The 5,802-nt window shown below is 47.7% G+C and carries 6 protein-coding genes and 1 pseudogene; 5 read left to right on the top strand and 2 right to left on the bottom strand.

Going from position 1 to position 5,802, the window contains the following annotated elements; translation table 11 throughout:
* Positions 1 to 598: RING finger protein (locus tag KDK18_RS06455; protein WP_257254050.1), on the bottom strand; the 598-nt coding region annotated here is incomplete at its 3' end.
* Between the two features lie 141 nt (positions 599 to 739).
* On the opposite strand from KDK18_RS06455, the gene KDK18_RS06450 reads away from it, so the two are divergent.
* From KDK18_RS06450 to slmA, 5 genes and pseudogenes are all read left to right on the top strand, one after another.
* Positions 740 to 892 carry an Arm DNA-binding domain-containing protein gene (locus KDK18_RS06450; RefSeq protein ID WP_257254049.1) on the top strand — a complete coding sequence of 51 codons (153 nt, stop codon included), beginning with the start codon at positions 740 to 742 and terminating at the stop codon, positions 890 to 892.
* A 293-nt stretch (positions 893 to 1,185) separates the two neighbouring features.
* The gene (gene coaBC / locus KDK18_RS06445; RefSeq protein ID WP_257254048.1) at positions 1,186 to 2,430 is read left to right on the top strand and encodes a bifunctional phosphopantothenoylcysteine decarboxylase/phosphopantothenate--cysteine ligase CoaBC; all 1,245 of its coding nucleotides are present in this window, start codon (positions 1,186 to 1,188) and stop codon (positions 2,428 to 2,430) included.
* Positions 2,427 to 2,882: a dUTP diphosphatase gene (dut, locus tag KDK18_RS06440; RefSeq protein ID WP_257254047.1), complete on the top strand. Its 456-nt coding sequence runs from the start codon at positions 2,427 to 2,429 to the stop codon at positions 2,880 to 2,882. The genes coaBC and dut overlap by 4 nt, the downstream gene beginning before the upstream one ends.
* A gap of 109 nt (positions 2,883 to 2,991) precedes the next feature.
* Positions 2,992 to 3,897, top strand: coding sequence for an acetylglutamate kinase (argB, locus tag KDK18_RS06435; protein ID WP_257254046.1), 906 nt, complete (start codon positions 2,992 to 2,994; stop codon positions 3,895 to 3,897).
* Between the two features lie 169 nt (positions 3,898 to 4,066).
* Positions 4,067 to 4,656 (top strand): annotated as a pseudogene (gene slmA / locus KDK18_RS06430) (nucleoid occlusion factor SlmA).
* 66 nt (positions 4,657 to 4,722) lie between these two features.
* Here the strand turns inward: slmA and pyrE are convergent.
* Entirely contained in the window at positions 4,723 to 5,364 is a 642-nt protein-coding gene (gene pyrE, locus KDK18_RS06425; RefSeq protein WP_257254045.1) for an orotate phosphoribosyltransferase, read from the bottom strand.
* Positions 5,365 to 5,802 lie beyond the last annotated feature (438 nt).

Raw genomic sequence — 5,802 nt, 5'->3', positions numbered from 1 at the left:
TTTCTGTCTCTGTTTGAGTCTGTGACTGTGTTTCTGTCTCTGTTTGATTCTGTGACTGTGTTTCTGCCTCTGCCTCATTCATTCTATTCGAAAGCGTTTTAAGAAATGCTACTGATTTCCACTGATCGGCTTCGCTTAACTCTGACATACGCTGAAAGAACAAATTAGATAATGTTTCGTATAATCCTCTATCGGTATCGTTTATCGGTGGGTACTGGTGTTGTGACTTTACAAATGTAGCTGCTATAGCCAGTGTATCAGGATCTGCCGGCTCGCTTTGTAGTATGGCAATCATTCCTGCCTGAGCCCCTGGTCTGGAAAGTGCCTGATACATAGGTTCTTCCCAACGACATCTCTCATGATCTCCTGATTCTGCACCATGGTGTATTCGGGATCGCTGCCTACAAACCGGGCATAGTAGATCACGGTGATCTGATCGTAATGTATTTATACAATCCTCATGAAAATCATGTCCGCAGCAAAGGCTGGTACTTTGCTGATCACTGTTAATTTCATGTAGACAAATCGGACATACGTCAGCGTATCCTGTGCTGATTGTTAAAATTAAGTTGAAGACTAAAAAAATAAACAAGCGCATAAACGGCTTCACCATTTAGATTTTAATCAAGAGAACCGGCATTACAAAAAGTGCCAAAGGAAAGCATCTACTTCGCAGTCCCTGAATTTGTTATTAAGCGATGCTTTTAGATTTGTGTACTTCTTTATAGAGGCCAGTGTCATGTTCGTCCAGATCAGATTTCATCTTTTTCCGTCCGTTTCCCAACTTCATGAATTTCGCTACAAAGGCCGCATGTGTCGGGAGGAACTCGGTCTGGCCCCTACCAAGAACAATATTGACTATGCATCGGGCTTTGAGGCCACCATTCTGTAGGAAATACACGACTGATTTTCATAGGTATTTAATAACTGTTGTGTGTTGGACTGGACTTTTCAACAGCAGTGGCAGCCTTTAAGACAATGAGGCACTGACAGGGTTGTATCCTGCATCAGTGATTGATGTTTATCAGAGGGGTAAAACAAAGACTAAAAAGGTAAAATCCGGCCAATCTCTGTAGCAATGACTGATCAATGTCATCTATCTAATGCCTGTCTTATAAATTAAAATAGCTCCAAAGGTTTATAGGAATTGAGAAACACCCTTTATTTATCGAACATAGGCCGACTATGCAACGTTTAAGAAATAAACGGATTTTGCTTGGCGTCACAGGAGGCATTGCTGCCTACAAAAGCGCTGAGTTGATTCGTATGCTGCGCAAGTGGGATGCGGATGTCCGGGTGGTCATGACCAAAGCTGCCTGTGAATTCATCACGCCTCTGACGCTTCAGGCCCTTTCCCACAATCCGGTACATCTGGATCTGCTGGATGCCAAAGCTGAAGCCGGAATGGGTCATATTGAGCTGGCCCGCTGGGCTGATGTGGTGCTGGTGGCACCGGCCACAGCTGACTTCATGGCCCGGCTGACTGGTGGTCAGGCCGATGATCTTCTGACCACGCTGTGTCTGGCAACCAGTGCCCCTGTCTGTCTGGCTCCTGCTATGAATCAGGGCATGTGGCGAGACCAGAGCACGCAGCAGAATATTGAGCTGTTAAAAGAACGCAGCGTTCGTATCTTCGGGCCTGACGAGGGTAGTCAGGCCTGTGGTGATATTGGTCCGGGTCGAATGCTGGACCCTGAACTGATCGCCCGACATGCCGCTGAAATGTTTGAACATGATTTGTTGAATGGCCTGAATGTTCTGATTACCGCCGGACCTACCCAAGAAGCCCTGGACCCGGTGCGGTTCATTTCCAATCACAGCTCTGGAAAAATGGCATACTCTCTGGCGGATGCAGCTATGGAAGCCGGCGCGTCGGTGACGCTGGTCAGTGGGCCGGTTGCTCTGGAATCACCCGACCGGGTTGAACGTATTGATGTCATCAGTGCCAGAGATATGCATCAGGCTGTCCTCGATAATATCGAAGGGGTTGATATCTTTATTGGCTGTGCAGCGGTCTGTGATTATCGTCCTGTTGAAATCCAGAAAAACAAGATCAAGAAAAATCCTGATGATCCTTCTGAAACGCTGGAGATCAAGTTGGTCAAGAATCCAGATATTGTTGCATCGGTAGCAGATTTGGAGGTACGACCCTTCGTCATTGGCTTTGCGGCAGAAACCCAAAATGTTCTGGGTTATGCAGCGGATAAGCTGCATCGCAAGAAACTGGACCTGATTGTTGCCAATGACGTATCAGATGGTGATATAGGTTTCAGCAGTGACAATAATGAAGTGACCGTTCTGGGTGAAGATTTTGAAGAGCCCATGCCAAGAGCTTCCAAGACAGTTCTGTCCAGAAAGATTCTGAAAATTATTGCGCGCCGTTTTGGTAAATGGAAAGAAGCACACGAAAACACGTCAGGTGACCAATGAAAGCACTGAAAACCCGAATTCTTGATGCACGACTAGGCTCCGAATTTCCTATGCCAGCTTATGCAACCGATGGCTCTGCAGGTATTGATCTGCGAGCCATGCTGGAAAAGTCCCTGACACTTGAGCCGGGTCAGACTGAGCTGCTGCCTACCGGTATGGCCATTCATATTGAAGACGCTGCTCTGGCTGCCATGATTTTACCCCGCTCCGGGCTGGGGCATAAACACGGTATTGTTCTGGGTAACCTGGTGGGTCTGATTGACTCAGATTATCAGGGGCAGTTAATGGTTTCCTGTTGGAACCGGGGTCAATCGACGTTCACCATTGAGCCCGGTGAGCGCATCGCTCAGCTGGTGCTGGTGCCGGTGGTTCAGGCCAAACTGGATATTGTTGAGAGTTTTGAGGAAAGCGATCGCGGTGCCGGTGGCTTTGGTCACTCAGGCACTCGATGAATCAGAGCAGGCAGTGCGAGACACTGCCTGAGCCGGGAGCATCTTTTTTTAGGGTCAAACTTTTACCCTGCTTTTTTTTTCGGCTGATGGTGTTTTGTGAGGAGTATTGATGGATAAAGCGACCCAACTGCCATTGCATGATCGGGCCCGGGTAATCACCGAGGCACTGCCCTATTTGCAGCGTTTTTCAGGTAAAACCATAGTCATCAAGTACGGTGGCAACGCTATGGAGAGTGAAGAACTGAAAAATGCTTTCGCCCAGGGCGTCGTCATGCTGAAAGCGGTAGGCATCAATCCTGTTGTTGTTCATGGGGGCGGCCCTCAGATCGGGTCCATGCTGAAACGTCTGAATCTGGAAACCCGCTTCGTGCAGGGAATGAGGGTGACAGACTCGAGTACTATGGATGTTGTCGAAATGGTACTGGGTGGATTAGTCAACAAGGAAATTGTCACGCTGATTAATAACAACGGTGGTCGTGCAGTGGGTGTTACAGGTAAGGATGGTTGCTTCATCCGGGCACGGCGTTTGAAAGTGACCCACAAGACACCGGAAATGTCGGCACCGGAAATTATAGATATTGGTCATGTGGGTGAAGTGGAGTTTATCGACACCAGCATTGTTGAGATGCTGCAGAACTCAGATTTTATTCCTGTGGTGGCACCTATTGGTGTTGATGATTCAGGTCTATCATACAATATCAATGCCGATCTGGTGGCGGGTCATCTTGCTGAAGCTCTGAATGCGGAAAAACTGTTACTGCTGACCAATACTCCGGGGCTGCTCAGTAAAGAAGGTGAGTTGTTGACCGGCCTGGATTCCGGGCAAGTTGAGAAGCTGATTGCTGATGGCACGATTTATGGCGGTATGCTGCCAAAAATCCAGTGCGCCCTGAATGCAGTCAGTAATGGGGTAAACCGGGCTCATATCATTGATGGAAGAGTTCCCCATGCCTTGCTACTGGAACTTCTGACCGATCAGGGCGTGGGTACTCTGATTACTGGTGGTCAGTCGTGAATCTAAGGCCATGGGAAAAGAAATAGCCTTCTTAACGTGACGTAAGGCAAAATAGCGATCTTTAAGGTCAGAGGTCAGCGGCATTTTTGGCTCAAGGCTTTTTTTGGCTCAGGGCTGTTTGTAGTCTGAAAAAATTTTCACGGACATAGTAAGAGTGTGTCGAGAAGTAATGGATAAAACCAGAAAGTTTTCCCGAAAGGATCAAATTCTGCAGGCACTGGCCCATATGCTGGAAAATGCCCCCGGAGAGAGGATTACCACCTCATCTCTGGCCAAAGAAGTGGGGGTGTCTGAAGCAGCGCTCTACCGCCACTTTCCCAGTAAGGCCAAAATGTTTGAAGGCCTGATAGAGTTTATAGAAGACACTTTGTTCTCAAGGGTTAATCTGATATTGGAAGAAGAGCAGCGGGCTTTGCAGCGATGTGGCAAGATTCTGCAACTTCTGCTCGGTTTCTGTGAGAAAACCCTGGCTTAACCCGTATTCTTACTGGTGATGCTCTGGCCGGAGAGCCTGATCGCCTGAGACAAAGAGTTTTCAGACTGTTTGACCGGCTGGAAACCCAGATCAAGCAAGTCCTCAGAGGTGCTGAACTCAATGAGGGACTGAGACCCCAAGTCACCCCGGGTGCTATGGCTAATATGCTGCTTTCCATTGTTGAAGGACGTATTTGCCAGTATGTGCGCAGTGAGTTCAAGCGAAAGCCAACTGAGCAGTGGCTCGGGCAATGGGAAGTGCTGGAAACGATAGTCTTCAGGTGAGCGTTATGCGTAAAAGCCTGAGCCTTGGGTTCCCGAGGCTTGCAGGGCAAGCCTCTTGAGCTGATTTCAGACCCCGTAGCGTTCTCTGTATTCCCTGATGGCGGTGGCATACATTTTTATGTCTTTGTTCTCCTCAGCATACGACAGAAGGTCATTAAGTGTGACAATGCTGACCACGGGAATGGCAAAATCTCTCTCAACTTCCTGAATAGCCGACAGTTCGCCCTTGCCTTTTTCCTGACGGTCCAGGGCAATCATGACTCCGGCCGGACTGGCAGGGCTCTGGTCGATAATTTCCATGACTTCTCGCACAGCAGTTCCCGCTGTGATCACGTCATCCACAATGATGACACGACCTTCAAGCGGTGCGCCGACAATATTGCCCCCCTCTCCATGATCTTTGATTTCCTTGCGGTTGAAACACAAGGGCGTATTGAGGTTGTGATGCTCAGACAATGCTACAGCAGTCGTGGTGGCGAGAGGGATACCCTTGTAGGCCGGGCCAAAAAGAATATCGTACTCGATGCCGGAATTGACCAGGGCATGGGCGTAGAACTGACCCATTTTGCTGATGGCTTCACCGGTATTGAAAAGACCGGCATTAAAGAAGTAGGGCGATTTTCTGCCTGATTTTAGGGTAAACTCACCGAAGCGAATGACTTGTTCCTGTAAGGCGAAGTCCAGAAACTCTCTCTGATAATCGAGCATGATCTATCAAGTGCTTATTCGTAAAAAAGATAGCTGTATTTTACCGTGAAAATTTCTCACATGCAGGCTCCGAAATGATTTTTACCAGATAAAGTTGGATTTACTGGAGTAATATGCAGTAGAACGAACGATTGGCTGGTATGAAGTTTTTATAAAGCTCTGACTAATGGATCGGAACCTTTTGAAATCCGGTCTTACGTCATTAGTCGTGTAAATCTGCAGTAAGTCTATGATAAGAAGGTCAGCAAACTGTATGGGAAACTTCAATTTGTAAAATACCTTTGCCAATTATCCATCGGTGCAGCTATTCTCGAAGGTAGTGTCTTTAGAAGAGAAAAAATCAAAATAATGTTTTGATGACTAACGGCAGTACCCTGTTCTGAGCTTTTGAGAAGCCGGGGCAGCATTTATGCGGATAAACATATCGGCGACAACCCT

It is taken from the genome of Endozoicomonas sp. SESOKO3 (assembly GCF_024606255.1).
Note: the sequence above shows the minus strand (reverse complement) of the source record. Positions and strands in the feature narration are given on the sequence as shown.

Bases quoted from the DNA above. Each gene is read 5' to 3' on its own strand.
- KDK18_RS06450 (WP_257254049.1), top strand. From the start codon at position 740: ATGTTCGTCCAGATCAGATTTCATCTTTTTCCGTCCGTTTCCCAACTT.
- coaBC (WP_257254048.1), top strand. From the start codon at position 1,186: ATGCAACGTTTAAGAAATAAACGGATTTTGCTTGGCGTCACAGGAGGC.
- dut (WP_257254047.1), top strand. From the start codon at position 2,427: ATGAAAGCACTGAAAACCCGAATTCTTGATGCACGACTAGGCTCCGAA.
- argB (WP_257254046.1), top strand. From the start codon at position 2,992: ATGGATAAAGCGACCCAACTGCCATTGCATGATCGGGCCCGGGTAATC.
- pyrE (WP_257254045.1), bottom strand. From the start codon at position 5,364: ATGCTCGATTATCAGAGAGAGTTTCTGGACTTCGCCTTACAGGAACAA.